General features: G+C 32.6%; 27 protein-coding genes. 26 read left to right on the forward strand and 1 reads right to left on the reverse strand.

Features of this window, described 5'->3' with window-relative positions; genetic code table 11:
* Nucleotides 1-12: 12 nt before the first annotated feature.
* From ACFVR2_RS04755 to rpsA, 8 genes are all read left to right on the forward strand, one after another.
* Nucleotides 13-921, forward strand: coding sequence for a MerR family transcriptional regulator (locus ACFVR2_RS04755; RefSeq protein WP_387359345.1), 909 nt, complete (start codon nucleotides 13-15; stop codon nucleotides 919-921).
* 76 nt (nucleotides 922-997) lie between these two features.
* The gene (locus ACFVR2_RS04760) at nucleotides 998-1,606 is read left to right on the forward strand and encodes a genetic competence negative regulator (RefSeq protein ID WP_387359347.1); all 609 of its coding nucleotides are present in this window, start codon (nucleotides 998-1,000) and stop codon (nucleotides 1,604-1,606) included.
* Between the two features lie 236 nt (nucleotides 1,607-1,842).
* Complete coding sequence (locus ACFVR2_RS04765) at nucleotides 1,843-3,123, forward strand: Glu/Leu/Phe/Val family dehydrogenase (RefSeq protein WP_387359349.1); 1,281 nt, start codon at nucleotides 1,843-1,845, stop codon at nucleotides 3,121-3,123.
* A 141-nt stretch (nucleotides 3,124-3,264) separates the two neighbouring features.
* Complete coding sequence (locus ACFVR2_RS04770) at nucleotides 3,265-4,239, forward strand: YpdA family putative bacillithiol disulfide reductase (RefSeq protein ID WP_387359351.1); 975 nt, start codon at nucleotides 3,265-3,267, stop codon at nucleotides 4,237-4,239.
* Nucleotides 4,240-4,360: 121 nt separating this feature from the next.
* Nucleotides 4,361-5,329, forward strand: a complete 969-nt coding sequence (locus tag ACFVR2_RS04775; RefSeq protein WP_387359353.1) for an asparaginase — start codon at nucleotides 4,361-4,363, stop codon at nucleotides 5,327-5,329.
* Nucleotides 5,330-5,484: 155 nt separating this feature from the next.
* Entirely contained in the window at nucleotides 5,485-5,670 is a 186-nt protein-coding gene (locus ACFVR2_RS04780) for a DUF5359 family protein (protein WP_387359355.1), read from the forward strand.
* A gap of 138 nt (nucleotides 5,671-5,808) precedes the next feature.
* Nucleotides 5,809-6,489, forward strand: a complete 681-nt coding sequence (gene cmk / locus ACFVR2_RS04785) for a (d)CMP kinase (RefSeq protein ID WP_387359357.1) — start codon at nucleotides 5,809-5,811, stop codon at nucleotides 6,487-6,489.
* 108 nt (nucleotides 6,490-6,597) lie between these two features.
* The gene (gene rpsA, locus ACFVR2_RS04790) at nucleotides 6,598-7,716 is read left to right on the forward strand and encodes a 30S ribosomal protein S1 (RefSeq protein ID WP_387359359.1); all 1,119 of its coding nucleotides are present in this window, start codon (nucleotides 6,598-6,600) and stop codon (nucleotides 7,714-7,716) included.
* 47 nt (nucleotides 7,717-7,763) lie between these two features.
* On the opposite strand, the gene ACFVR2_RS04795 is transcribed toward rpsA, so the two are convergent.
* Nucleotides 7,764-7,901: a YpzI family protein gene (locus ACFVR2_RS04795; RefSeq protein WP_082459340.1), complete on the reverse strand. Its 138-nt coding sequence runs from the start codon at nucleotides 7,899-7,901 to the stop codon at nucleotides 7,764-7,766.
* Between the two features lie 127 nt (nucleotides 7,902-8,028).
* Between ACFVR2_RS04795 and ACFVR2_RS04800 the strand changes: the two genes are divergently transcribed.
* The 18 genes from ACFVR2_RS04800 (at nucleotide 8,029) to ACFVR2_RS04885 (ending at nucleotide 25,298) form a co-directional block, all read left to right on the forward strand.
* Nucleotides 8,029-8,619: a YphA family membrane protein gene (locus ACFVR2_RS04800; protein ID WP_387359361.1), complete on the forward strand. Its 591-nt coding sequence runs from the start codon at nucleotides 8,029-8,031 to the stop codon at nucleotides 8,617-8,619.
* 132 nt (nucleotides 8,620-8,751) lie between these two features.
* Nucleotides 8,752-10,062: a ribosome biogenesis GTPase Der gene (der, locus tag ACFVR2_RS04805; protein WP_387359363.1), complete on the forward strand. Its 1,311-nt coding sequence runs from the start codon at nucleotides 8,752-8,754 to the stop codon at nucleotides 10,060-10,062.
* A gap of 43 nt (nucleotides 10,063-10,105) precedes the next feature.
* Nucleotides 10,106-11,143, forward strand: coding sequence for an NAD(P)H-dependent glycerol-3-phosphate dehydrogenase (locus ACFVR2_RS04810; RefSeq protein WP_387359365.1), 1,038 nt, complete (start codon nucleotides 10,106-10,108; stop codon nucleotides 11,141-11,143).
* Between the two features lie 139 nt (nucleotides 11,144-11,282).
* Complete coding sequence (locus ACFVR2_RS04815) at nucleotides 11,283-11,555, forward strand: stage VI sporulation protein F (protein WP_335415599.1); 273 nt, start codon at nucleotides 11,283-11,285, stop codon at nucleotides 11,553-11,555.
* 440 nt (nucleotides 11,556-11,995) lie between these two features.
* Nucleotides 11,996-12,193 carry a DUF2768 domain-containing protein gene (locus ACFVR2_RS04820; protein WP_056466707.1) on the forward strand — a complete coding sequence of 66 codons (198 nt, stop codon included), beginning with the start codon at nucleotides 11,996-11,998 and terminating at the stop codon, nucleotides 12,191-12,193.
* 20 nt (nucleotides 12,194-12,213) lie between these two features.
* Nucleotides 12,214-12,939: a hypothetical protein gene (locus tag ACFVR2_RS04825; protein WP_387359368.1), complete on the forward strand. Its 726-nt coding sequence runs from the start codon at nucleotides 12,214-12,216 to the stop codon at nucleotides 12,937-12,939.
* 187 nt (nucleotides 12,940-13,126) lie between these two features.
* Entirely contained in the window at nucleotides 13,127-14,605 is a 1,479-nt protein-coding gene (gene spoIVA, locus ACFVR2_RS04830) for a stage IV sporulation protein A (protein WP_069031864.1), read from the forward strand.
* Between the two features lie 472 nt (nucleotides 14,606-15,077).
* Entirely contained in the window at nucleotides 15,078-15,350 is a 273-nt protein-coding gene (locus ACFVR2_RS04835; protein ID WP_056466694.1) for an HU family DNA-binding protein, read from the forward strand.
* 242 nt (nucleotides 15,351-15,592) lie between these two features.
* The gene (folE, locus tag ACFVR2_RS04840) at nucleotides 15,593-16,165 is read left to right on the forward strand and encodes a GTP cyclohydrolase I FolE (RefSeq protein WP_387359370.1); all 573 of its coding nucleotides are present in this window, start codon (nucleotides 15,593-15,595) and stop codon (nucleotides 16,163-16,165) included.
* Between the two features lie 173 nt (nucleotides 16,166-16,338).
* Complete coding sequence (locus ACFVR2_RS04845; protein ID WP_387359372.1) at nucleotides 16,339-17,010, forward strand: heptaprenyl diphosphate synthase component 1; 672 nt, start codon at nucleotides 16,339-16,341, stop codon at nucleotides 17,008-17,010.
* Nucleotides 17,011-17,051: 41 nt separating this feature from the next.
* Nucleotides 17,052-17,762 carry a demethylmenaquinone methyltransferase gene (locus tag ACFVR2_RS04850; RefSeq protein WP_069031867.1) on the forward strand — a complete coding sequence of 237 codons (711 nt, stop codon included), beginning with the start codon at nucleotides 17,052-17,054 and terminating at the stop codon, nucleotides 17,760-17,762.
* Between the two features lie 44 nt (nucleotides 17,763-17,806).
* Entirely contained in the window at nucleotides 17,807-18,769 is a 963-nt protein-coding gene (gene hepT, locus ACFVR2_RS04855; RefSeq protein WP_387360448.1) for a heptaprenyl diphosphate synthase component II, read from the forward strand.
* Nucleotides 18,770-18,995: 226 nt separating this feature from the next.
* On the forward strand, nucleotides 18,996-19,442 hold the full coding sequence (gene ndk / locus ACFVR2_RS04860) for a nucleoside-diphosphate kinase (protein WP_387359375.1): 447 nt from the start codon (nucleotides 18,996-18,998) through the stop codon (nucleotides 19,440-19,442).
* 251 nt (nucleotides 19,443-19,693) lie between these two features.
* Nucleotides 19,694-20,863, forward strand: coding sequence for a chorismate synthase (gene aroC / locus ACFVR2_RS04865; protein ID WP_387359377.1), 1,170 nt, complete (start codon nucleotides 19,694-19,696; stop codon nucleotides 20,861-20,863).
* The gene (aroB, locus tag ACFVR2_RS04870; RefSeq protein ID WP_387359379.1) at nucleotides 20,863-21,948 is read left to right on the forward strand and encodes a 3-dehydroquinate synthase; all 1,086 of its coding nucleotides are present in this window, start codon (nucleotides 20,863-20,865) and stop codon (nucleotides 21,946-21,948) included. The genes aroC and aroB overlap by 1 nt, the downstream gene beginning before the upstream one ends.
* 195 nt (nucleotides 21,949-22,143) lie before the next feature.
* Complete coding sequence (aroA, locus tag ACFVR2_RS04875) at nucleotides 22,144-23,427, forward strand: 3-phosphoshikimate 1-carboxyvinyltransferase (protein WP_387359381.1); 1,284 nt, start codon at nucleotides 22,144-22,146, stop codon at nucleotides 23,425-23,427.
* A gap of 17 nt (nucleotides 23,428-23,444) precedes the next feature.
* The gene (locus ACFVR2_RS04880) at nucleotides 23,445-24,704 is read left to right on the forward strand and encodes a tetratricopeptide repeat protein (protein ID WP_387359383.1); all 1,260 of its coding nucleotides are present in this window, start codon (nucleotides 23,445-23,447) and stop codon (nucleotides 24,702-24,704) included.
* 54 nt (nucleotides 24,705-24,758) lie between these two features.
* Entirely contained in the window at nucleotides 24,759-25,298 is a 540-nt protein-coding gene (locus tag ACFVR2_RS04885) for a ReoY family proteolytic degradation factor (protein WP_387359385.1), read from the forward strand.
* Nucleotides 25,299-25,347 lie beyond the last annotated feature (49 nt).

The following is a 25,347-nucleotide window of genomic DNA, read 5'->3' on the forward strand; positions in this document are numbered from 1 at the left end:
GAGGAAAGAAAATTGGCCCAAATAGGAAAGTACAATATTAAAGCAATTTCTAACATTGTTGGGATATTACCAGGCACATTAAGAGCATGGGAAAGAAGATATAATATCATTAGTCCTGTACGAAATGATGCTGGCCATCGACTATATACAGAAGAACATGTTTATATTTTAAAATGGCTCGTTCAAAAAGTTAATGAAGGGTTTACAATTGGACAAGCAATTAATTTATATGAAGCAAAAGAGCATAAGTCGTCTAATGACAGCTCTCTTACTGAAAATTTACAATCAGATGCTCTAGTAAATCGAATTGTTTCTTCATTATTATCTTTTGAAGAAAGTGAAGCCCACAATTATGTGAATGACGCTTTTAGTCTTTTTTCTATTGATAAAGTATTATTTAAAATTATTTCTAAGGTTTTCATATTAATTGGTGATAAATGTCGTAATGGTGAAATTACAAGTGCCCATGAACATTTTGCAACATCTTTTTTGAGAACGAGATTAGGGATGATTTATCAAAATTTACCTAACAATAAACATTTGCCAAAGTTAATCGCGGTTTGTGGACCAGAAGAAAAGCACGAACTAGGTTTATTAATATTTACGATCTACTTAAGAAGAATTGGTTTTCAAGTTATTTATTTAGGCGCATCAATCGATTCAAATGATGTTGAACAAGTAATTAATGAAGTGAACCCTGCTGGATTTATCATGACTTGTACTTTAAGAGAAAATTTAAAGAAAACAATTGATCTAGCCATCATAATCAAAAAATTTAAACCTGATATCATTATTGGAATTGGTGGTCACGCAGTTTCAACTTGTGAGAGCCCAATTATGGATTCCCTTCAGGAATTTTATATAGGTAGTCAGCAATCGAACTGGGATGAATGGTTAAAGCAGAATTTTAATTATAAATGAATTTTGACTTTAGAATCACCAAAATTATATAAAAACATAAACTGTACTATGGTAAATGCAGCAAGGAGGCTAGTTCATGAGGTTGGAACGGTTGAACTACAATAAAATAAAAGTTTTTCTTACATCTGATGATTTATCTGAACGTGGTCTGACAAAAGAAGACTTATGGTACAATGCACCAAAAGTTCAACAGCTTTTTCAAGATATGATGCATGAAGCTAGCGTAGAACTAGGTTTCGAAGTAGATGGAAAAGTATCCGTTGAAGTTTTCTCTCTTCAAGCTCAAGGAATGGTTGTTATTGTAACAAAATCCGATGATATTGAAGAAGAGGAAGATGAATTTCAAGACGATTTTATCTCGATGGAAGTAATCCTAGATGAAAGTGAACATATATTGTACGAGTTTTCTACTTTAGATGATCTAATCCTACTTTCTGAAAAGTTGGTTTCATGTGATGCTTTAGGTGGGAGATTATTCTCTTTTGAAAATACGTTTTACTTAAAGTTCGAAGAGAATGAAATAGGAAGACTAGATCGTGAAACATTTTATGCGATATTAGCTGAATATGGTAATCCTTCCACAAGAACAATTTACCGTATTATTGAATATGGTAAAGAACTTATCTCGGAAAATGCTATTGAACAACTGCATTTTTATTTCGTTAAAAATAAAGCCTCTCAGTAATTTATTACGAGAGGTTTTACTTTTGTAAATTTTTATTAATATATTGTATTTCTTCATATTCTTTTCTTTTCAAATTTTGGAAATAGGAGTATAATGACCTTAGAAAACGCTTACATTAAACGGATATTATATTTTGTTTTCTATGTGTTTATAACTTTCAAAATGGGATGGAAAGTTGTATACTAATTTCAGAATGAATGAATCTTTTCATAGTTCAAATTTCTAGGGGGTTTACAATGGTTGCCGAGAAATCTACAGAGAAAAATAGCAACACAGAAGAACAGTTAGATGTACTAGCGCCTACACAAGTAGTTATTAAAGAAGCGTTAGAAAAATTAGGATATTCAAATGAAATGTATGAACTTTTAAAAGAACCAGTTCGTATGATGACTGTAAAAATTCCGGTTCGCATGGATGATGGACAAGTGAAAATTTTCACTGGTTACAGAGCTCAACATAATGATGCAGTAGGACCAACTAAAGGTGGTATCCGTTTCCATCCAAATGTAACAGAAAATGAAGTAAAAGCCCTTTCAATCTGGATGAGCTTAAAATGTGGAATTGTAGATTTACCATATGGTGGAGGTAAAGGTGGAATCGTTTGTGATCCACGTGATATGTCATTCCGTGAGTTAGAAAGACTTAGCCGCGGTTATGTTCGTGCAATTAGCCAAATCGTAGGACCAACTAAAGATATTCCAGCTCCAGACGTATTTACAAACTCACAAATTATGGCTTGGATGATGGATGAATATTCTAGAATAGATGAATTTAACTCACCTGGTTTTATTACTGGTAAACCATTAGTACTAGGTGGATCTCACGGCCGTGAAACAGCTACTGCTAAAGGTGTAACGATTGTCATTCGTGAAGCAGCAAAGCGTAGAGGTATTAACATAGAAGGTGCACGAGTTGTTATCCAAGGATTTGGTAATGCAGGTAGCTTCTTAGCGAAATTTATGCATGATGCTGGTGCTAAAGTTATTGGTATTTCAGATGCTTATGGTGCACTTCATGATCCAAACGGCTTAGACATTGATTATTTATTAGATCGTAGAGATAGCTTTGGTACAATTACTAAACTATTTAATAATACAATTTCAAATAAAGAATTATTAGAATTAGATTGTGATATCTTAGTTCCAGCAGCGATTGAAAATCAAATTACAAAAGATAATGCTCATAATATTAAAGCAAATATTGTAGTTGAAGCTGCTAACGGACCAACAACTCTTGAAGCTACTAAGATTTTAACAGAGCGCGGTATTTTATTAGTTCCAGACGTATTAGCTAGTGCAGGTGGCGTAACTGTTTCTTACTTTGAATGGGTACAGAATAACCAAGGTTACTACTGGACTGAAGAAGAAGTAGAAGATCGATTAGAAAAAGTTATGGTACGTTCATTTAATAATATTTATGAAACAAGTTTAAATAGAAAAGTAAATATGCGATTAGCTGCTTATATGGTTGGTGCGCGTAAAATGGCTGAAGCTAGCCGATTTAGAGGTTGGGTATAAGATTATATTCGGGGTTAAAAACAAGGTGGAAAATATCCATCTTGTTTTTTTTGATTAGCTATTATTAGACAAATTGAATATTTTACGTAAAATAGAAATAGTAAATAAATCTAAGACTCTAGTTTATTGGAGATGTTTCAAATGGAAAAAGTTGAAGTTCTGATCATTGGCGGAGGACCCTGTGGTATTGCAGCTTATCTAGCTTTAAAAAATAAGGGGATATCTGCATTAATAATTGAAAAAGGAAATATAGTTCATACCCTCAGTCGTTTTCCAACGCATCAAACATTTTTTAGTACAAGTGAAAAATTAGAAGTGGGAAATATTCCATTTATAATTGAAGGTAGAAAACCAAAAAAACACCAGGCTCTAGCATATTACCGTGACGTTGTTAAACGAAATAAAATTAAAATTAATGCATATGAAGAGGTAAAAACGGTTAGTAAGAAAAATGGTTTTATCATCGAATCAGTTACAATAAACGGTGAAGAAAAACGCTATGAAGCAAAAGCAGTTATTGTAGCAACTGGGTATTATGACCAACCAAACTATTTATCAACGCCTGGTGAACAGCTTAATAAAGTTTCACATTACTTTTTTGAAGGTCATAAACATTTTAATCAGAAGGTTGTCGTTATTGGTGGTAAAAACTCAAGTGTTGACGCAGCACTAGAATTAGAAAAGTGTGGAGCGGATGTAACTGTACTTTATAGAGGTAGCTCTTATTCACCAAGTATTAAACCATGGGTTCTACCAGAATTCGAGGCACTTGTCCGTTCTGAAACAATTAAAATGGAATTTAACGCAAATCTACTTGAAATAAAAGAATCATCAGTAGTATACGAAAAAGAAGGGCAAATAGCTGAGATTGAGAATGACTTTGTCTATGCCATGACAGGTTACCATCCTGATCATACACTAATTAAAAGTATGGGCGTAAAAGTTGATGATACAACAGGAAGACCGTTATTTAATCCAGAAACGATGGAAACAAATATTGAAGGCATATATATTGCTGGGGTAATTGCCGCAGGAAACAATGCAAACGAAATTTTTATAGAAAATGGTCGCTTTCACGGTGACTTAATAGTTTCCCACTTAGCTAGTAATGAATAATTTTAAATAAACTAAAAACGTAGCGATGCTACGTTTTTTTTATTAAATATTTTCAAGCCGTTTTCTGTTTACTTAAAGAATTTTAAAATGTTATAATTTCTTGTGAAATGAGGTGCTGAAAATGAAAAAAGTAGTATTAATAACAACGGGTGGAACGATTGCTAGTAAACCAAATGCAGAATCAGGTAAGTTAGATTCTGGGGCATTGTCAGGTCAAGAAATTGCAGAAATGCTCAATTTACCAAAAGATATAAATGTAATTGTTGATTCTTTTTTCCAAGTTCCAAGTATGCACATTGGCTTCGAACATTGGATGTTGTTAAAGAATAAAATTGAAGAATATTATCAAGATGAAACAATAGATGGGGTTGTCGTTACCCATGGAACTGATACGTTAGAAGAAACGGCTTATTTTTTAGATTTAACAATTGACGATGATCGTCCAGTTGTTATTACTGGCTCTCAAAGATCACCAGGTGAATTAGGTACTGATGCATTTATCAATTTAAGACATGCTATTTATACTGCATCTGACGAATCTGCTCGAAATATTGGTACAGTTGTTGTCTTTAATGAACGTATTTTTACTGCAAAATATGTTAAAAAAGAACATGCATCTAATATTCAAGGGTTTAACGTATTTGGATTCGGATACCTAGGGATTATCGATAACGATAAAGTACATATCTATCAAAAACCGGTATTAAAGGATAAATACAAAATTACAAGTGAGTTACCTCAAGTTGATATAATTAAATGTTATATTGAGGCAAAAGGATATTTAATTAAAGCAGCTGTAGAAAATGGTGCTAAAGGAATTGTCCTTGAAGGCGTTGGAAGAGGACAAGTTTCTCCACATATGACCGAAGAAATTGAAAAAGCTGTTATAGATGGCATTAAAGTAGTCATCACAACAAGTTCTGAAGAAGGCGAAGTATATCCGACGTATGATTATTACGGAAGTGCCTATGATTTAGTTAATAAAGGTGTTATTTTAGGTAAAGATTATGATAGTAAAAAGGCAAGAATTAAATTAACTGTAATGTTAGCATCCGAAGAGGATCATATTCTTGAGGGATTTTCTAAATAATTTTTATTTGTTTATACATTTCTCAAAAACGTGCTTAGCACGTTTTTTTTAATTTAACACTGTTAAAAGATAGATGAATTAAAAATTAAATTCAAAATTGTGTATAAAATTATTTGAATCTAATCATACTGGTAATAAAAAAGGTATGATCTTAAATGAAAAGAATCGAGCGAATTTTATTTAAATTAATTATTATTCAATTATTTTGTTTAGTCATAAGTCAATACGTCTTATCATTCCCTAGTCTTTCTGTCTATTTAACGAAAATTGAATTGTATGAAGGCGTTACGCAAAAAGCTAAGGACGTAACGAGAGAAGTATCTAATCATATTGGTAAATAGGTGAATTCGTCGGAATCATATGGTAATATTAATTAAAGCAGGCTAGCCTGCTTTATTTTTATTTGTTTTTATTTTTTTAGGACATGATAAGATTAAAGGTTGCTATTGAAGTAGCACTTTTTTTATGTAGGAGGACTTATGAGTAAAAAAATTAGTATAGCAATAGATGGACCGGCAGCTGCTGGTAAAAGTACAGTTGCAAAGATTGTTGCAAAAAAATTAGGATATGTATATATAGATACTGGTGCAATGTACCGTGCTCTAACCTTTAAAGCAATCCAAAACAATATTGATGTCAATAACGAGATGGATTTAAGTAACTTACTTTCAAATATTACGATCAAGTTAATCCCGGAAGAAGGGACTCAAAAAGTTTTCATTGATGATGTAGATGTTTCAGAGCCAATAAGAACACCAGAAGTAACTAGAAACGTATCATATGTTGCAAAACATAGTTTAGTTCGTGAAAAAATGGTCGATTTACAACGTCAATATGCCGTAAATGGTGGGGTTGTAATGGATGGAAGAGATATTGGAACTCATGTATTAGTTGGTGCAGAAGTTAAGATCTTCATGATTGCTTCTGTAGATGAACGAGCTCAAAGAAGACATATCGAAAATGTCAAAAACGGTTTTGAAAGTGATTTAGAGCAATTAAAAATAGAAATAGCAACAAGAGACAGAATTGACTCGGAAAGAGAAGTTTCACCATTGAAAAAAGCTGATGATGCAATCTCATTAGATACTACTTCAAAAAACATTGATGATGTCGTAAATGAAATATTAACGATTGTCGAAGGGAAAATAAAAAATATTTAGAAGAATTAGTCATCAGATTTCTTGACTTTTTTGCTTATTTATTAGAAGGTAAAAGAGGATAATACATAATTGGTCTATCCATTTTTAAAACATAAGGAGGAATATGACATGGTTGAAAAAGTAATGCCAGAAGTTGGGGAAATTATCTCATGTGTAGTAGAACAAATTGAAGATAAGCAAGCAATCGTAGGTTTCGGTGGAAAAACAGATGGTATTCTTCCAATAAAAGAAATTTCAAACGTACATATTGAAAATGTAAATGACGCGCTAACTGTTGGACAAGAAATTGAATTAAAGGTTATTAAAGTTGAGGAAGATGCAGTTGTTTTTTCTAAACGTGCCGTAGATTCAGTTAAAGCTTGGGAACAATTAGAAGGGAAATTAGCTAGTAAAGAAGTTTTTGAAGTGATCGTTACAGAGCAAGTAAATGGTGGACTAATTGCAGACGTAGGCGTTCGTGGATTTATTCCGGCTTCACTTGTTTCAAAAAAATTCGTTGAAGATTTAGGAAGCTTTGTTGGTCAATCGCTTGAAGTAGTGATAGAAGAACTAGATCGCGAAAAAAATCGAGTAATCTTATCTCATAAAGCAGTTGAGCAATTAAATGAAGTTGAAAATCGCCGTCAAGCATACTCTTCTATTAAAGTTGGGCAAATCGTTGAAGGTAAAGTAGAACGATTAACAAATTTCGGTGCTTTTGTAAATATTGGTGGAGTCGATGGGCTAGTCCATGTATCTCAAATGTCTCATAAACGAGTTACAAAACCTGAAGAGATTGTATCTGTGGGAGATACTGTGAAAGTTCAAGTTCTTTCAATTGACTCAGATACAAACCGTATTGCTTTATCAATGAAAGCAATACAGCCAGGACCATGGGATCAATTAAATCCAAGCATTAAAGCAGAGGCAGTTGTTGAGGGGACTGTAAAACGTCTTACAAACTTTGGTGCATTTGTAGAAGTACAAAATGGAATTGAAGGATTAGTTCATGTTTCCCAAATTGCTGATAAACATATTAAAAATCCAAACGAAGTCCTAACAGTTGGTCAAAAAGTTAAAGTTAAAGTTTTAGATATTAATCCTACTGAAAAACGCTTATCATTAAGCATTAAAGAAGCTGGTGAAGCTGAACTTCAAGAGGATATTGCTAAATACGTTCAACCAAGTGAAAGTGGTTTCCAATTAAGCGAACTTCTTGGTGATAAGTTAAATAAATTTAAAAAATAATAAAAAATCCTTCAGCCATTTGCTGAAGGATTTTTATTTAGAACACTTTAGTTATGCTGATTTTCTGCTCTTGCTTCTTCAGGCGTGTCCAAACGTGTAGCACCTTTGTAATGTATGCTTTGATCTCGATCAGATTCAACTCTTCTAGATTGTTTAAGTTTCTTTTCTTGACGATCTTTTCCCACTCGTTTCACCTCCAAAAAAATCTCATTTATAGATTCGTTTTAAATGCAACTTCTTATACACTTTCTTTTCTATTTGCTTATTTTTGCATATGAATTGTTCATACTAGTACTATTAGGAGGTTTTCGTGTGCAAGGTAGTTTATTTATCATTACTTCTTGGATTATTGTTTTATTTCTTTTGCTTAATCGGGATCGAACTAAGAAGAATTTCTTGTATTTATCTGGAGTGCTTATATTAATTAGTTGTTCAGCTTATACAATTGATCTATTTTCAATTGAAATAAATCTTTCATATATCATTATAATTTTTATCATAAGCTACTTTATTAGTTTATTAAAATTAATTGATCAAATAGTTCATTTCTTTAAAGGCTTGATTATAGGAATGACATATAGTGTAGTTACACTGCTATCGATTTATGATCCTGCAAGCTTTTTTATTGATGAGAGAATAATTAGTTCATTTTTAGTATTACTACTTACTTTCTTTTTAAGTAAATCCTATTATGACAAAATTCGTTATATAACAATTGGTCTAGTTCAGGGAGAAATTTTTAATTATATTACGTTTAAGTCAATTAATTTTAAATATATAATTGGAGATTTAAGTTGGTTTGATACTTTATTAATGTCTATTTTATTATTGTCAGCAATTCAATTCATCGCAATTTACGTATCAAAAATAAGCCTCAAAAATAGAAAATTATTAAAAAATTGATGGGTATTGGTTTTTTTTCATATTTTTTGTTAAAATAGATAAGTTATTTAAATAAATCAATTTTAAATACTAAACTAAAACACATTTAGATGATTTAAATGGTACATAGTTATGCTAGGAAGGATGAATTAAATGTCTAAACCGACAGTTGCAATAGTTGGACGACCAAATGTAGGGAAATCAACTATTTTTAATAGGATAGTGGGAGAAAGAATTTCAATTGTAGAAGATATACCAGGTGTTACTCGTGATCGTATTTACAGTTCAGGTGAGTGGTTAAATCAAGAATTTAGTTTAATCGATACAGGGGGAATTGACATCGGTGATGAGCCATTTTTAGAGCAAATTCGCCAACAAGCTGAAATCGCAATTGATGAAGCGGATGTTATTATTTTTCTAACAAATGGACGTGAAGGTGTTACAGCGGCAGATGAGGAAGTTGCTAAAATCCTTTATAAAACAAAAAAACCGGTAGTATTAGCAGTTAATAAAGTCGATAATCCTGAAATGAGAAGCGATATTTACGACTTCTATGCATTAGGATTTGGGGAAGTATTTCCAATCTCAGGTTCACATGGTTTAGGACTAGGTGATTTACTTGATGAAGTTGTAAAACATTTCCCTGAGCAAGAAGATGATAATTACGATGAAGAGACAATTAAATTTAGTTTAATTGGACGACCAAATGTAGGAAAATCATCTTTAGTAAATGCATTATTAGGTCAAGAACGTGTAATTGTAAGTAATGTTGCAGGAACTACACGTGATGCAGTCGATACACCTTACTCAAAAGATGGCCAAGACTATGTCATTATCGATACAGCTGGTATGAGAAAAAAAGGTAAAGTTTATGAAAGTACGGAAAAATACAGCGTATTACGTGCTTTACGTGCAATTGAGAGATCAGATGTCGTCTTAGTTGTATTAGATGGTGAAGAAGGTATTATCGAACAAGATAAGAAAATCGCTGGTTATGCTCACCAAGCAGGTAGATCAGTTGTTATTGTTGTAAATAAATGGGATGCAGTAGAAAAAGATGAAAAAACGATGAATGAATTCATTGAAAACATTCGAGCACATTTCCAATTCTTAGACTACGCACCGATTGTATTCCTTTCAGCTAAAACAAAGAAAAGAACGCAAACTTTATTACCAATGATTAATAAAGCGTGTGAGAGCCATAGCTTACGCGTTCCTACAAATGTCCTAAACGATGTAATTATGGATGCAATTGCGATGAATCCAACACCTACACATAATGGACAAAGATTAAGAGTGTATTATGCAACTCAAGTAGCAATTAAACCACCAACATTTGTTGTTTTTGTAAATGATCCTGAATTACTTCACTTTAGTTACGAGCGTTTCTTAGAAAATCGAATTAGAGATGCTTTTGATTTTGAGGGATCTCCAATTAGGATTATCGGTCGTGCACGAGCTTAAATTCGATGTAAAATATGGATTCTTTATGAAGGGGAGTGTTGATTTGGAAAAAATCGCTGTTTTAGGTGCAGGTAGTTGGGGAACTGCATTAGCCATGGTTTTATCAGATAATGGGCATACAGTTACTTTATGGGGAAATAAATCCGAACAAATAAATGAAATAAACGAACAACATACGAATAAAAGATACTTGCCAGAAATTAATTTACCTCAAAATTTAAAGGCATCGGTTAATTTAAAGGAATCAATCAATGGTGCTAACTATATTTTGCTTGTTGTACCGACTAAAGCAATAAGAGAAGTTTGTCAACAATTAAATAATGAATTAACGAATGAGGTTACAATAATCCATGCAAGTAAAGGGATTGAGCCAGACACATCAAAGCGTGTTTCTGAAATGATCTCTGAAGAAATTGATTCGAAATTTTTAAAATCAGTAGTTGTATTATCAGGTCCAAGTCATGCTGAAGAAGTTGCTTTAAGACATCCAACGACTGTAACATCGGCATCAAAAAATATGGAAGATGCGGAAATTGTTCAAGAATTATTCTCAAATGGTTATTTCCGTGTGTACACAAACGAAGATGTAATCGGTGTAGAAATTGGTGGAGCATTAAAGAATATTATCGCACTTGCTGCTGGTATTACTGACGGACTTGGATATGGCGACAATGCGAAAGCGGCATTAATGACACGAGGACTTGCAGAAATAATTCGTTTAGGTAAGGCTATGGGAGCTAATACTCAAACTTTTGCTGGTTTAACTGGAATGGGCGACTTAATCGTAACTTGTACGAGTGTCCATAGCCGTAACTGGAGAGCTGGTAATTTATTAGGGAAAGGCAAATCTTTAGACGAAGTACTAGATAATATGGGTATGGTCGTTGAAGGGGTTCGCACGACTAAGGCTGCATATCAATTAGCAAAACAAGTAAATGTAGAAATGCCAATTGTTAATGAATTACACGCAGTATTATTTGAAAATAAAAATCCTAAATTAGCAGTTGATGCACTTATGTCCCGTGTAAAAAAACATGAAGGCGAAAGTACTTCAAATTATATTAGCGATCTTACGGAGTAATTAATTTTATTTAAATATTTATAGTATAAAAGCATTAAAACTTTGTTTTAGTGCTTTTTCTTTTTTGGACTAAAATAGGCGTTTCACCATTTCTCTTTTTTTGCATAGCATATGTTGTATAGAAAAGAAGGAGGTTTGAATGGTGACTAATAATAATAATCCAAATGGTTTCTTCGATAAGATTGAAAAGAAAGCAAATGTAAGCAAATCAGATATTTTTAAAGTCGCTGATTCAGTAAAAGATGCAAACTTTAAAGATGAAGCAACTGTTAGAAAACTAGTTCGTCAAATTGCATTGATGACAGGTCGTCAAGTTTCTAAGGAAAAAGAAGACAAAATCGTTCAAGCAATTGTTACAAATAATATGCCATTAGATTTTCAATCTTTAACAAATATGTTTAAACAAAAATAATTGGGCTTATTCTTCAGCGATGTATTTAGTGCATAATCATACATTTTCGCATAATATAGAATGACTTATACCGGATGTATTCTGGTGGGTGTTAGTCGAAGAAGATTACGAAGCAATTGCCCCAGTTTGCTTCGAAGAAAGAAGGAGTATATTTTACTTTTTCTTTCTTTTTATTTTGCACTTTTAAATATGTGAATGGTCCCGGGGCCTCCTTGGGTGGTTTTTAACAAGGAGGTATTTTGATGGTGTTTGTTAGATTGTAGCTAGTGAATTAGTTCTAATGGATTTTTAATGAAACAGGAAATAAATTAATAATAGACAAGTATACTTAAGCATTAAATAAGTCGATAATGTCTTAATAGGATTAAAAAGATTTTAATTCAAATCATGCGATTATTTTGATACTATAATAATGGTAGAAAATACATAGGGGGAACATAATGAACGCGGCACATATTAATGAAATTATTTCTTTTGTAGGAATCGGATTAATGCTTTTATCATTATTTTTAATTTTCTTGAGTAGAAACAAAATAAAAATAAAATTTTTAAAAATGATTACAGCCTTCATTGCATATATGTCTTTAATTATTTCAGGGATTTTAATTACATATATCGTATTAAGCTGGCCTAGTTAATGAGAATAAAGGGGACTAACATGAAAAAGCTATTTCTTTCCATTCTAATGTGCTTTGTAATAAGTTTATTAAGTGGCTGTTTATATCCACAAGATAAACTTGCACAAAATCAAATACCATATGATGATCAATTACAATCTGTTCAAACTGCAATTAATAAATTTAAGGAAAACAATTCAGGTATGTTACCTATAAAAAACAAGGATATGAATACACCAATTTATATTAAATATCCAATTGATTTTACAAAACTAACACCTGGCTATTTAAGTGATGCACCTGGTAATTCTTATGAAAATGGTGGTATCTTTCAGTACGTATTAGTAGATGCAGAAAAGAATCCGACTGTTAAATTAGTCGATCTTAGAATTGCAGAAAAACTAAGAGATGTATCATTAAGAGTACAAGTATATAAAGATAAACATACTTACCCACCTATCAAGAAAACATTGGCTAATGGTGTTTTTCTATTAAACTATAAAAAGATGGGTTTCAAAGAAGAACCGTTCGTAGTCAGTCCTTATAGCAATAAGAACTTACCAATCATAATGGGGAATGATGGGGAGTTCTATGTTGACTATTCAACTGATTTATATGCAAAAATTAAAGAAGCGAAAAATTATAAGTTCGGTGAAGATATTCGTTCTATCTTAGTAAAAGACTCACCAATCGTGCCTGCATACTCACTTCCATATACGATTAAAGATGGACAACCGGTGTTTTTAGAACAAAAAAAATTAATATAAATCATAATCCTTTGATAAAAGAATACATTTTATCGAAGGATTTTTTTATTTGATCCCAAGTGAGTAAAAAGAAAAAATAAAAAATCTTGTCATAACTCACTAGGACAACATCATAGAATGATATTGTCATAGGTATACTACTTCAAGTCAATTATTCCCATGTAATGATAAATCGGGAGGGGAACACATGGAAAAGATAGATATTTTTAAAGACATTGCAGAGCGCACAGGAGGAGATATCTACTTAGGTGTTGTAGGTGCTGTGCGTACTGGTAAATCAACATTTATCAAACGCTTTATGGAAGCAGTTGTAATCCCTAATATTCAAAATGAAGCGGATCGTGCTAGAGCACATGATGAATTACCTCAAAGCGCTGCAGGTAAAACAATAATGACTACTGAACCAAAATTCGTTCCGAATCAAGGCGTTAAAATTCATGTAGCGGATGGGTTAGATGTAAATATTCGATTAGTAGATTGCGTTGGTTATAGTGTGCCAGGGGCTAAAGGCTATGAGGATGAAAATGGTCCTAGAATGATTAGCACTCCTTGGTATGAAGAACCGATTCCATTTAATGAAGCGGCTGAAATCGGTACAAGAAAAGTTATTCAAGAGCATTCAACAATTGGAGTTGTTGTAACAACTGATGGCACAATTGGAGAAATAGCTAGATATGATTATATCGAAGCAGAGGAACGAGTAGTTGCTGAATTAAAAGAAGTTGGAAAGCCTTTCATTATGGTAATCAACTCTTCTCAGCCATATCATCCTAATACAGAGGCACTTAGACAAGAACTATCTGAAAAGTATGATATCCCTGTCATCGCATTAAGTGTTGAAGCAATGCGCGAAGGAGATGTAATGAACGTACTTCGCGAAGCTTTATATGAATTCCCAGTCCTTGAAGTGAACGTAAACTTACCTAGCTGGGTATTAGTGCTAAAAGAAAATCACTGGCTACGTCAAAGCTACCAAGAAGCAATTCAAGAAACAGTTAAAGATATTAAGCGATTAAGAGATGTAGACTATGTAGTTGGCCAATTTAGTGATTATGAATTTATTGAACATGCACAACTTGCTGGAATAGATATGGGGCAAGGGGTTGCAGAAATTGATTTATCTGCACCAGATGAGTTATATGATCAAGTCTTAAAAGAAGTTGTAGGAGTAGAAATTCGCGGAAAAGATCATTTATTAGAATTAATGCAAGATTTCGCTCATGCAAAACAAGAATATGATCAAGTAGCTGATGCTTTAAGAATGGTTAAACAAACCGGCTATGGAGTTGCTGCACCTTCGCTTTTAGATATGAGCTTAGATGAGCCAGAAATTATACGCCATGGTTCAAGGTTTGGGGTGAAATTAAAAGCAGTAGCACCTTCTATTCATATGATTAAAGTTGATGTCGAGTCAACGTTTGAACCGATCATCGGAACTGAAAAACAAAGTGAAGAACTTGTTAAATACTTAATGCAAGATTTTGAAGATAATCCATTATCAATTTGGAACTCAGATATATTTGGACGTTCATTAAGTTCAATCGTGCGTGAAGGCATCCAAGCGAAACTTTCTCTAATGCCTGAAAATGCAAGATATAAATTGAAGGAAACTTTAGAAAGAATTATTAACGAAGGAAGTGGCGGTTTAATTGCAATTATCCTTTAATCATTATTGATCAGGTGGTAAAAACCATCTGATTTTTTTTGTGTTTGCTAATAATAAGGATTAATTTTCAAAAAATCTACTAGTCATTTTTTATATAAGGAAATGAAATTTGAAGAAAATTCATAGAAAATTAGTAAGGTAAAATAAATGTTATTCGACAAAATCCAACAAAATTAAATTTATTAAAAATCATCAAAAAAATTAAAAAAATGCCGATTAATACAGTAATCATCGCACTTTCACGAGTCTTTATAACAAAATTGAAGAAGAAAAATGAATTTTTCAGATAAATCACCACTTGTTTTCGAGTAATTCCAACATTTTCTTATAAAACATATTGAAAAAAGCCGTAGAATCGTATAATATAAGGCATGACAAAGAAATTAATTGGAATTTGTTGTATAAAATTTAAAATTTTGGTCACAAATGAAATTAAGAAACATTTCTAAAATTTTGGGAGGAGGTGAAAGACATGAACAAAACAGATTTAATCAATGCAGTTGCTGAAGCTGGTGAATTAACTAAAAAACAAGCTACTTTAGCAGTAGACGCTGTATTCGAATCAATTCTTGGTGCATTACAAAACGGGGATAAAGTACAATTAATCGGATTTGGTAACTTTGAAGTTCGTGAGCGTGCAGCTCGTAAAGGACGTAATCCACAAACTGGCGAGGAAATCGAAATCGCAGCTAGTAAAGTTCCAGCTTTCAAACCTGGTAAAGCGCTTAAGGATGCAGTAAAATAATTACATAATTTAAGCGAAAAAGAAGGATGCTAATAAAAGCATCCTTCTTTTTTTGCTAAAAAAGTCCAAAAAGTTCCGTGGTTTTGGGACCGAAAATTAATTTTGGACATAGAAAGCGTTGTTTTTAGGTGATCTAAAAGAAAGTATCCTTCTTTTTTTTGCCTATAAAAAAAGAATTATGTTAAAATAAAACGAATCTGATAGTGAATATTAGAATTTTTTTTAGCATGGGGGATCAATTAATGAATGAAGTTAATTTAGAAAAAATTGAACAAGCGGTTCGTCTAATTCTCGAAGCTATCGGTGATGATCCAAATAGAGAAGGAATTTACGAAACGCCAAAGCGAGTTGCGAAAATGTATGCTGAAGTATTCTCTGGTATGCGCCAAGATGAAAAAGCTCATTTACATAAAGTATTTGGTGAAGATCATGAAGAATTAGTTCTTGTAAAAGATATTCCATTCCATTCAATGTGCGAACATCATCTATTACCTTTTTACGGAGTTGCACATGTAGCGTACATTCCTAGAAATGGAAGAGTAACTGGTTTAAGTAAATTAGCACGTACTGTAGAAACAGTAGCTAAAAGACCTCAGTTACAAGAGCGTATTACTGCCTCAGTAGTTGATGCTATTATGGAAGTACTACAACCACACGGAGCAATGGTAGTTGTAGAAGCAGAACATATGTGTATGTCTATGCGAGGAGTAAGAAAACCAGGCTCAAAAACTGTTACGATGGCAGTTCGTGGCTCACTTAAAGAAGATGTGCAAGGAAGAAATGAAATTCTTGCAATGATTCATTCAACTAAATAGAATCAAATAATCAAAAAAGCAGGGCCTTTGACAGGCAGTCTAAAAAGCCGGAAGTCCTGCTTTTTTTAAAATATTCATTATAATTAATGCAAGTTGATTGAGCAATCCTTATACCATCTAAAATACTTATGGTATAATGAAAAAATCAGTTATAAATGGAATGGATGGAAATAATGAATAGTATTCACGAGTTAAAAAATGAAGTAATCACTCAAATCTTACATACGATTAAACACCCATATTTAAATCAACAACTTCCAACACCTACAATTGATGATGTAAAGGTTACTTTATTAATAAATTTATTAAATGATCACAATTTTACGAGTGATAAAATTGTACATTACTGTAAAGCCTTGATGATTCATCAAATTGCATTAGATACACATGAAAAGGTATCCACATATGAAGGTACTCCAATGGATCGTGAAAAGAAACAATTAACCGTTTTAGAAGGAGACTTATATAGTGGACTATATTACGATGCTCTATCTAAAACTGGGGAAATTGGTTTAATTCGAGAACTTTCATATGCTGTTAAAGAAATGAATGAAGAGAAGATCAATCTAGTTCACGAACAATATAGTTCTTTAGAAGATCTTTTTAACTGTATAACTGTAATCGAATCAACTATACTTGTACATTTTGCAAAATTTATATCAGCAGATGAATCAATAAAGCATATTGAGCAAGAGTGTTTAATGGCAAGACTGAAAAAAGAATTCGAACGATCATCTGTTGAAAACTGCTCTGATTTTATTTCACAATTTCAAAGAATAATGGGGATTGTTGATTTAGTTAAAACAAAAGAAGAATTATCAAAAATAATACAATTACAAAATTAATCTACATAGAAGTAATCGTAATTAGTTTAGTGGGGGTTTATATGACTCAATCAAAAGAAGAACGCGTACATGACGTGTTTGAAAAGATTTACAATAAATATGATACAATGAATGGTATTATTAGTTTTAGACGACATATTGCTTGGCGCAAACAAACTATGAAAATTATGAATGTTCAAAAAGGTATGAAAGCGCTTGATGTATGCTGTGGTACTGGTGAATGGACAATTGCACTTGCAAATACAGTTGGAAAAGACGGAGAAGTAGTAGGTTTAGACTTTAGTAAAAATATGCTATCAATCGGTGAAGAAAAAGTTAAAAATATGCATTTAGACCAAGTAAAATTAATCCATGGAAATGCTATGGAGTTACCGTTTGAGGACAACTATTTTGATGTCGTTACAATTGGATTTGGTTTAAGAAATGTTCCAGATTATTATCAAGTGTTAAAGGAAATGACAAGAGTGGTAAAGCCTGGAGGTATTGTTGTATGTTTAGAAACATCACAACCGACTGCATTTGGTGTTAGACATGTGTATAAAGCGTATTTTAAATACATCATGCCGATTTTTGGGAAAATATTTGCTAAAAGCTTTAAAGAATATTCTTGGTTACAAGAAAGTGCAAGCACGTTTCCAGGAATGAATGAACTTGCAAATCTTTTCAAAAAAGCAGGATTAGAAAAAATAAAAATTAAACCTTATACTTTTGGTGTAGCAGCAATGCATTTAGGTGTTAAACCAAAAAGCTAGTTACAAAAAAGCGAGAAAATGGGATGAATAGTAAGGTGAACGGAATGAAGGTTAAATGGAAATATTCTTATTTAAAAAAGGACATTAATGAGATTGAAAGCACGCTTCATAAAGTAGTCAATTCTTCACAGCCAATTTTGAAAAATGCATCTGTACAGTTGCTTGAATCTGGTGGTAAAAGAATTAGACCAGTTTTTGTATTGCTTAGTGCTAAATTTGGACAATATAACCTTCAATCGATTAAAAATGTAGCAGCTACTTTGGAAATCATACATATGGCATCATTAGTTCATGATGATGTAATTGATGAAGCTAGTTTACGAAGAGGTAAACCGACAATTAATTCAACATACAATGATCGTGTCGCTATGTATGCAGGGGATTTTTTATTTGCAAAAGCATTGGAATGTATGTCAGATATCGAAATCCCATTGGCCCATCAAAAATTATCTGAGACTATTTTAGAGATTTGTTTAGGTGAGATTGAACAAATAAAAGATAAATATAATTTTGACCAAAATTTAAAATGTTATTTAAGAAGGATTAAACGAAAAACTGCACTTTTAATTTCAGCAAGTTGTGAAATTGGTGCAATTGCATCAGGAGCCTCTCCAGCTTTTCAAAAGTGTTTAAAAGATTACGGATACTATTTAGGTATGTCCTTTCAAATTATGGACGATATTCTTGATTTTACGGCTTCTGAGAAAGAATTAGGAAAACCATCAGGCAGCGACTTAATTCAAGGGAATATTACATTACCTGTCTTGTTTGCGATGAATGATTTAGCTCTTAAAGAGAAAATTGAATCCGTTTATGAAGGAATCAATCCGGAATCTGTAAAACCTCTTATCAATCAAATTCGTAAAAGTACATATATTAAAGCAGCAAGAAAAGTCAGTGAAGCATATTTACAAAAATCTTTAAACAGTATCAATAGCCTTCCTGATAGTGAAGCAAAGGAAATGTTAATATTAATTGCTAAAAATATTGGAAATCGAAAAAACTAGAGGCGGAGAAAATGCTAGTGCATTTACAACTGCCTCTTTTGGCTTTTTAGATTTGTATAGAACTCCTGTAAATCAGTTAGATTGATAAAAGTTAATCAATAATCTGGAAGCGATTTCAATTTTTATAATATAACAAGATTTTAAACTATTGATAATTTTATAAATTGATGTTACTATTCTAACTGTGTTGTTTATACATAATTGAAATCAAGTGAGGTAGAGCATAATGGAAAGAACTTATTTAATGGTAAAACCTGATGGTGTACAACGTAACTTAATTGGTGAAATCGTTTCACGTTTCGAAAAAAAGGGTTTCAATTTAGTTGGAGCTAAATTAATGCAAGTGAGTAAAGAACAAGCTGAAACTCACTATGCTGAGCACAAAGAACGTCCTTTCTTTGGTGAATTAGTAGACTTCATCACTTCAAGCCCAGTATTCGCTATGGTTTGGGAAGGCGAAAATGTAATCGCTACCGCTCGTCAAATGATGGGAGCAACAAACCCAAAAGATTCAGCACCAGGAACAATCCGTGGTGAGTATGCTGCAACTGTAGGTAAAAACATTATTCATGGTTCAGATTCACCTGCTAGTGCAGAACGTGAAATCGGTATTTTCTTCAATCAAAATGAATTAGTTGAATACTCTAAGCTTATTAAAGAGTGGGTATACTAATATTTAATAGTATTTGAAAAAAGTCAGCATAATTGCTGGCTTTTTGTTTTATTTGAAATAATGATCATGTGCCTAAGTATTAACAAAGTATCTGCGCAAAAAATTACTTTTTTCGTATGAGATATTTCATTTTTTGCAAAAAATCAAAAAAAGGGCCAAATTATGGTTCTTTTTTTATGTTAATTTCAGATTAGGTTATGGTATAGTAGTAACTAAATAATTTTAAACTTACATAAAGAGAAGGTGTTGAAATGCGTTATTTAACAGCTGGTGAATCACATGGTCCACAATTAACTACAATTATTGAAGGCGTTCCAGCAGGCTTACCAATTTTAGCAGAAGAAATAAATGTTGAACTTCGTAGACGTCAAGGTGGATATGGAAGAGGGCGAAGAATGCAGATTGAAAAGGATACTGCTCAAATTACTAGCGGTGTTCGACATGGTTATACTTTAGGCTCTCCTATCGCATTGGTTGTTGAAAATAACGACTTTAAACATTGGACTAATATTATGGGTGCTGAACCTTTAGAAGATCTAGAATACGAAGGAAAAAGAAGCATTACAAAACCAAGACCAGGGCATGCCGATTTAAATGGAGCTATAAAATATGGTTTTAGAGATGTACGAAATGTTTTAGAGCGATCTTCAGCTCGTGAAACAACTGTACGTGTTGCAGCTGGAGCGGTGGCAAAAAAATTGTTGAGTGAGCTAGGAATCACAATTGCAAGCCATGTTATTGAAATTGGTGGAGTTAAAGCAAAAAATTTAGACTATAAAAATGTAGAAGAGTTACATAATAGAGCTGAAAACTCAGAAGTAAGATGTATAGACGCAGAAGCTACAGAAAATATGAAATCATTAATTGATGATGCAAAACAAAATGGCGATTCAGTTGGTGGGATTGTAGAAGTTGTCGTTGAAGGTATGCCAGCTGGTGTTGGTAGCTACGTTCATTATGACAGAAAGCTTGATTCAAAAATTGCAGGTGCAATTGTTAGCATTAATGCCTTTAAAGGTGTAGAATTCGGAATCGGATTTCAAGCTGGGTCCTTACCAGGTAGTGAAGTTCATGATGAGATTGCATATTCAGAAGAACAGGGCTACTACCGATTATCGAACCGTGCAGGCGGTTTTGAGGGCGGTATGACAACAGGTATGCCAATTGTCGTTCGAGCAGTAATGAAGCCTATCCCGACGCTATACAAGCCGTTACAGAGCGTTGATATTGAAACAAAGGAAGTTTATGAAGCAAGTATTGAACGTTCTGATAGCTGTGCTGTTCCTGCAGCAAGTGTAGTAGCAGAGCATATTGTTGCTTGGGAAGTTGCAAAAGCAATTATTGAACAATTTGAATCAGATCAACTTGAGCGTTTAAAGCGTAATATTGATGATTTTCGTGAGTATGCGAGGAATTTTTAATGAATGCGATAACTGTAAAAACAAGCTCTAAACAATATGATGTTTGTATAGGGTTTGGAGTATTGAGTCAACTACAGTCAAAGTTGGATAGCTTAGTACCTAAAGTTTCAAAAATATTAATCATTACAGATGATCAAGTTGCTCCGCTTTATCTAGAGCAAGTACTACTAAATTGTAGTAAAGCAAATAAAGTTGAACACTTTATCATTCCACATGGTGAAAAAAGTAAGAGTTTTGCTATATACGAAAATTGTTTAACCTATTGTTTTGATGTGCAATTAGATCGTAATAGTTTAATAATTGCTTTAGGCGGGGGCGTAGTTGGTGATTTAGCAGGGTTTGTTGCAGCTTCTTATATGCGTGGTATTCGTTTTATCCAATTACCCACTACTTTACTAGCCCACGATAGTGCTATAGGTGGAAAAGTCGCTATAAATCTTCCAAAAGCTAAAAATATAGTTGGCGCATTTTATCAGCCGGAACTAGTATTGTATGAATTAAGCTTTTTATCTACTTTGCCAATAGAGGAATGGAGATCAGGTTTTGCTGAAATTAGTAAGGAAGCTATGATTTCTACAATCGACAAGTTGAATTGGTTAATGGATAATATTCTTTCACTTGAAAATTTAGATGATGAGTTTGTTGAAAAATGTGTGACAATGGGAATAAGTGTGAAAAATGAAATTGTATCCAAAGACGAAAGAGAAACTGGTGAAAGAGCATTTTTAAACTTAGGCCATACTCTAGGGCATGCAATTGAAGCTTATTTAGGTTATGCAAAAACAACTCATGGTGAGGCAATTGCATTTGGAACCTTATTTTCAATCTATTTGAGTGAACAGTTCTTTGAGGTTGACTTAAAATTTAATGAGATTTTAAATTGGTATAATCGATTGAATTATCCTGTTTATTCAAACTTAGAATTAGTGCCAATTGTAAATCTAATGAAACAAGATAAGAAAAATATAGATTTGAAAATAAAATATATATTATTAAAAAGTTTTGGAAATCCAGTGATTTGTGAATTAGAGGAAGACTTTATAAAAGAAAATTTAGATTGTTTTTTAAAACAAATAATTTCATAATACTTACCTGAAAATGGTGTTTTGATCAAATGTTAAATCAAAATATCATTTTCTTTTTCTAAATTAGACTATTTGATCATTGAAAATGAAAAACATAGGACAATTCGTCGAATAGAATTTCAGAGAAAAAAAAGGTTTGATTTAATAAAAAATGGAATGTAAATACATATAGAAAGGTTAGATAAGGTGACTATGATGAGAAATACCCAGTTAGAAAAAATCCGTTTAGTTGGTGATGTTACAATTCCAGGAGATAAATCAATATCTCATAGAGCAATTATGTTTGGATCATTAGCGAAAGGGACTACAAAAATTACTAACTTTCTATTAGGTGAAGATTGTTTAAGTACGATTGCGTGTTTTAGAAAATTAGGTGTACAAATCGAAGTATCAGAAGATGAAGTAGTCGTTTATGGTAAAGGAATTGAAGAACTTAAAGAGGCACATGAAGTACTTGATGTAGGTAATTCGGGAACAACAGCAAGATTAATGATGGGAATATTAAGTGGTTTACCTTTCCATTCAGTTATTATTGGTGATGAATCTATTGGTAAAAGACCAATGAAACGTGTTACAAAACCTTTAAAAATGATGGGAACTTCTATAGATGGACGTGAAGACGCTACATATACACCTATTTCTATTAGAGGAGGTTCACTGAATAGTATTTCTTATGCTTCTCCTGTTTCCAGTGCACAAGTTAAATCTTCAATTTTATTAGCAGGTTTATTCGCAAAAGGTACTACAACTGTGACTGAACCAGAAAAGTCTCGTGACCATACTGAAAGAATGCTAAAGGCATTTGGTTGTGAGATAGAAGTTGATGGGAACAAAGTCTCAATTAATGGAAACCAAGAATTAACTGCAACAGATGTTATTGTTCCAGGGGACATTTCATCAGCAGCATTTTTCTTAGTAGCAGGGTCGGTTGTTCCTAATAGCGAAATCTTGTTAAAAAATGTAGGGGTGAACCCTACTAGAACAGGGATATTAACTGTTTTAGAAAGAATGGGCGCTAATATAACATTAGAGGATGAAACAGTTGTAAACGGAGAACCAATTGCGAATATTCGAGTGAAATCATCGGATTTAAAATCAACTGTAATCGGTGGGGCTGAAATTCCTACATGTATCGATGAGTTACCAATCTTGGCCTTAGCAGCAGCTTTAGCAGATGGAGAGACCATTATTAAAGATGCTGAAGAGTTAAGAGTAAAGGAAACGGATCGTATCCAGACTGTTGTAACAGAACTTACAAATCTTGGTGTAAGCATTGAAGCAACAAAAGATGGTATGATTATACAAGGAAATAGTTCTTTAATCGGTGCGAATGTAAATTCACATGGAGATCATCGAATGGGAATGATGCTTTCAATTGCTGCATTACTTGCTAAAGGTGATACAATTATTGAAAATACAGAATGTATAGCTGTATCTTTTCCGAACTTTAAAGAGCAATTAAATGATTTAATTAAGTAGTCATATGAGGTGTAAGAATGAGTTTATACGAAGCTGTTCAGTTAATAGAGAACGGTCATACCGAAAAGGGATTGGATTTATTAAGAAAGAATTTAAAAGCTGCAAACGATGAAGAAAAATACGAAGCAGCACTTCTTTTTCAATCATTAGGATTTGTGGAAGATGCGAAAAATATCATTGAAGATTTAGTTTACTTATACGATGACGACGATGATCTTAAAATAATGTATGCAGAAATATTGTTGGATCTAGATTTAGAAGACGAAGCTTTAGAAATTTTACTTGCAATAAAAGAAGATAGTGAGAGTCGAGTTCAAGCACTTTTATTAATGGCTGATTTATATCAAGTTCAAGGTCTTGATGAAGTAGCTGAACAAAAATTATTTGAAGCAAAAAGAATTTTACCTAATGAACCTGTAGTAGATTTTGCATTAGGGGAGTATTATTTTAGTAAATATGATTATAAAAAAGCAATTCCATTTTACGAAAAACTCAACTATCAAGAAATTGAAGTAAGTGGGGTAAATAAAGATTTAAGACTTGCTGAATGTTTAAGTGCTGAAGGTGAATGGGAAGATGCAATTTCCTATTATGAAAAAGGAATTCAGAAAACAAAAGACTTCCATACGCTATTAGGATATGGCATTACGCTATTTCAAGCTGAACGCTATGCAGCCTCTATTCCAGTATTCGAAGAAGCAATCTTCTTTGATCCAGAATATTTGGTAGCACATTTATGGCTAAGTAAAGCACATGACCTTGAAGGCCAAATTCAAGAAGGTTATGATATATTACAAAAAGCATTACTTGTTGATGAAACGAATGTAGAATGCCTTTTATCAGCAGCAAAATTAGCTCGTAAAATGAAGAATTTAGATGCAAGTAAAAAACATTTACAGGAAGCACTAGTTTATGATCCTTCGCTAATTGAAGCAGTTCAGTTATTAGTCGGAATTCTTTTCGAAGAAGAAGATTTCGATGATATTATTAGTATAATTGAACTAGCAATCGAGCATGGAGCTTCAGATCCTCATTTTAATTGGGACTTAGGCAAAGCATATTATGGAAATGAAAATTATGAATTGGCATTAAAACAATATCGTCTAGCATATAATGACTTTAACCAGGAAATTTCCTTCTTAAAGGAATACGGAGACCTATTGTTTGAAGAAGGCTTAGTACAAGAAGCAAAAGAGGTTTACAGTAAACTTGTAGACGATGAGTATCTACAGGAAGAAGTAAGAGAGCGTCTTGAAAGAATAAATGAAATTCTGTAGTTTTCTTTATTCAGAAAAGGGGACAAATTTTATGGACAGAGGAGGGATTTAATAATGGCAACCCCTGTATCTGTGAACGAGAAGAAAGATTTTGTTAAGTGGTTTCTAAGTAATTTTCAGTTAAAGCAAAGAGAATGTGTTTGGATTTTAAATTACCTAATGAGCCATGATTATTTAATGAAAAAGGTTCATTTCGTAGAACAGTCTAATTATTGTCCACGTGGATTAGTGATGTCGACAAACTGTGTTAAGGAAGTCCCATTTCATTTTTATAAACAAAATGTTATGACGACGGATGCAGAGAAATCATTTCACGATATTCGACTAAATCGGGATGAGGATATTTATATCCAGCTCAACTTTAAATCTTCTTTTCAATATCCGATGTTTGTTTCAGTTTTAGAAGAGAACCCACATATACCAAAAAACTTAAATAGTAACGAAAAAGACCGTGTAATTGCTGAAAAGCTATTGTCAGATTCAATTATTAATTTCCAAAAAGACAGATTGCTGAAAATGATTGATGAAGCATTAGATCATCAAGACAAAAAGCTTTTCCAAGAATTAACTAAGCAACTCAATTCATTAACTTAATGAAAACCTGAAAAAAGTCCTCATTTATGGGGGCTTTTTTACTGTTGAA

Origin of the sequence: Gottfriedia sp. NPDC057991, from assembly GCF_042886615.1 — a bacterium.
Taxonomy (GTDB): Bacteria; Bacillota; Bacilli; order Bacillales; family Bacillaceae_G; genus Gottfriedia.

What these genes read in the sequence shown, in the direction of transcription:
- ACFVR2_RS04825 (WP_387359368.1), top strand. Translation starts at nt 12,214, where the DNA reads ATGAAAAAGCTATTTCTTTCCATTCTAATGTGCTTTGTAATAAGTTTA.
- ACFVR2_RS04880 (WP_387359383.1), top strand. Translation starts at nt 23,445, where the DNA reads ATGAGTTTATACGAAGCTGTTCAGTTAATAGAGAACGGTCATACCGAA.
- ndk (WP_387359375.1), top strand. Translation starts at nt 18,996, where the DNA reads ATGGAAAGAACTTATTTAATGGTAAAACCTGATGGTGTACAACGTAAC.
- ACFVR2_RS04770 (WP_387359351.1), top strand. Translation starts at nt 3,265, where the DNA reads ATGGAAAAAGTTGAAGTTCTGATCATTGGCGGAGGACCCTGTGGTATT.
- rpsA (WP_387359359.1), top strand. Translation starts at nt 6,598, where the DNA reads ATGGTTGAAAAAGTAATGCCAGAAGTTGGGGAAATTATCTCATGTGTA.
- ACFVR2_RS04835 (WP_056466694.1), top strand. Translation starts at nt 15,078, where the DNA reads ATGAACAAAACAGATTTAATCAATGCAGTTGCTGAAGCTGGTGAATTA.
- spoIVA (WP_069031864.1), top strand. Translation starts at nt 13,127, where the DNA reads ATGGAAAAGATAGATATTTTTAAAGACATTGCAGAGCGCACAGGAGGA.
- ACFVR2_RS04780 (WP_387359355.1), top strand. Translation starts at nt 5,485, where the DNA reads ATGAAAAGAATCGAGCGAATTTTATTTAAATTAATTATTATTCAATTA.
- ACFVR2_RS04885 (WP_387359385.1), top strand. Translation starts at nt 24,759, where the DNA reads ATGGCAACCCCTGTATCTGTGAACGAGAAGAAAGATTTTGTTAAGTGG.
- ACFVR2_RS04815 (WP_335415599.1), top strand. Translation starts at nt 11,283, where the DNA reads ATGGTGACTAATAATAATAATCCAAATGGTTTCTTCGATAAGATTGAA.
- aroA (WP_387359381.1), top strand. Translation starts at nt 22,144, where the DNA reads ATGAGAAATACCCAGTTAGAAAAAATCCGTTTAGTTGGTGATGTTACA.
- folE (WP_387359370.1), top strand. Translation starts at nt 15,593, where the DNA reads ATGAATGAAGTTAATTTAGAAAAAATTGAACAAGCGGTTCGTCTAATT.
- ACFVR2_RS04760 (WP_387359347.1), top strand. Translation starts at nt 998, where the DNA reads ATGAGGTTGGAACGGTTGAACTACAATAAAATAAAAGTTTTTCTTACA.
- hepT (WP_387360448.1), top strand. Translation starts at nt 17,807, where the DNA reads ATGAAGGTTAAATGGAAATATTCTTATTTAAAAAAGGACATTAATGAG.
- ACFVR2_RS04765 (WP_387359349.1), top strand. Translation starts at nt 1,843, where the DNA reads ATGGTTGCCGAGAAATCTACAGAGAAAAATAGCAACACAGAAGAACAG.
- cmk (WP_387359357.1), top strand. Translation starts at nt 5,809, where the DNA reads ATGAGTAAAAAAATTAGTATAGCAATAGATGGACCGGCAGCTGCTGGT.
- ACFVR2_RS04775 (WP_387359353.1), top strand. Translation starts at nt 4,361, where the DNA reads ATGAAAAAAGTAGTATTAATAACAACGGGTGGAACGATTGCTAGTAAA.
- ACFVR2_RS04820 (WP_056466707.1), top strand. Translation starts at nt 11,996, where the DNA reads ATGAACGCGGCACATATTAATGAAATTATTTCTTTTGTAGGAATCGGA.
- aroC (WP_387359377.1), top strand. Translation starts at nt 19,694, where the DNA reads ATGCGTTATTTAACAGCTGGTGAATCACATGGTCCACAATTAACTACA.
- ACFVR2_RS04850 (WP_069031867.1), top strand. Translation starts at nt 17,052, where the DNA reads ATGACTCAATCAAAAGAAGAACGCGTACATGACGTGTTTGAAAAGATT.
- ACFVR2_RS04845 (WP_387359372.1), top strand. Translation starts at nt 16,339, where the DNA reads ATGAATAGTATTCACGAGTTAAAAAATGAAGTAATCACTCAAATCTTA.
- der (WP_387359363.1), top strand. Translation starts at nt 8,752, where the DNA reads ATGTCTAAACCGACAGTTGCAATAGTTGGACGACCAAATGTAGGGAAA.
- aroB (WP_387359379.1), top strand. Translation starts at nt 20,863, where the DNA reads ATGAATGCGATAACTGTAAAAACAAGCTCTAAACAATATGATGTTTGT.